This is a genomic window from Enterococcus sp. 3H8_DIV0648 (genome assembly GCF_002140655.1).
GTDB classification, from domain to species: Bacteria; Bacillota; Bacilli; order Lactobacillales; family Enterococcaceae; genus Enterococcus_A; species Enterococcus_A hulanensis.
In genome coordinates, this window is record NZ_NGLG01000002.1 from 1,081,241 (window position 1) to 1,082,376 (window position 1,136).

A 1,136-nucleotide genomic window follows, 5' to 3' on the forward strand; every position below is an offset into this window, starting at 1 on the left:
GTCGCTTCCGTAATCACTTCTTTATCAAAGTCGAATACTTCTTTACAAGCTTTATCCTTATACCAACCGATAAAGTCATAACCTGCTTTTGTTGGATTAGATGGTTTTGTGGCTTTACTTCCATCTTCTACTGTTTGTTTCGGCACCGCTGAACCACCATCGGTTTCAAACGTTACATCGAATTTCTCTTTCGCTTTCCAACCTGCATAGATTGTCGTCGCTTCCGTGATCACTTCGGTGTCAAAATCGAATACTTCCGTGCAGCCTGCATCCTTGTACCAACCGGTAAAGTCGTAACCAGATTTCGTTGGATCAGATGGTTTAATTGCTTTACTTCCGTCTTCTACTGTTTGTTTTGAAACTGATGAACCGCCATCCGTTTCGAATGTTACTTCAAATTTCTCTTTCGCTTTTGCTTTCCAGCCTGCGTAGATTGTCGTCGCTTCCGTGATCACTTCAGTGTCAAAATCGAATGCTTCCGTGCAGCCTGCATCCTTGTACCAACCGGTAAAGTCGTAACCTGCTTTCGTTGGATCGGATGGTTTAATTGCTTTGCTTCCATCTTCTACTGTTTGTTTTGCGATCGTTGAACCGCCGTCCGTTTCGAACGTTACATCAAATTTCTCTTTCGCTTTCCAGCCTGCATAGATTGTCGTCGCTTCCGTGATGACTTCAGTGTCAAAATCGAATGCTTCCGTGCAGCCTGCATCCTTGTACCAACCAGTAAAGTCGTAACCTGCTTTTGTTGGATCAGAAGGTTTAATTGCTTTACTTCCATCTTCAATTGTTTGTTTTGCGACTGATGAACCGCCATCCGTTTCGAATGTTACATCAAATTTCTCTTTCGCTTTTGCTTTCCAACCTGCATAGATTGTCGTCGCTTCCGTTATCACTTCTTTATCGAAGTCGAATACTTCTTTACAACCGGCATCTTTGTACCAACCGGTGAAATCGTAGCCCGCTTTTGTCGGATTAGATGGTTTACTTGCTTTGCTTCCATCTTCTACTGTTTGTTTCGCAACTGCTGAACCGCCATCCGTTTCGAATGTCACAGCGAATTTCTCTTTTACTTTCCAACCTGCATAGATTGTCGTCGCTTCCGTGATCACTTCTTTATCGAAGTCGAATGCTTCCTT

The 1,136-nt window shown here is 43.2% G+C and carries 1 protein-coding gene; it reads right to left on the bottom strand.

The genetic code is table 11. From position 1 onward, the window contains the following. The coding region (locus tag A5875_RS23905; RefSeq protein WP_176244772.1) for an InlB B-repeat-containing protein at nucleotides 1-1,136 on the bottom strand (1,136 nt) is incomplete at both ends.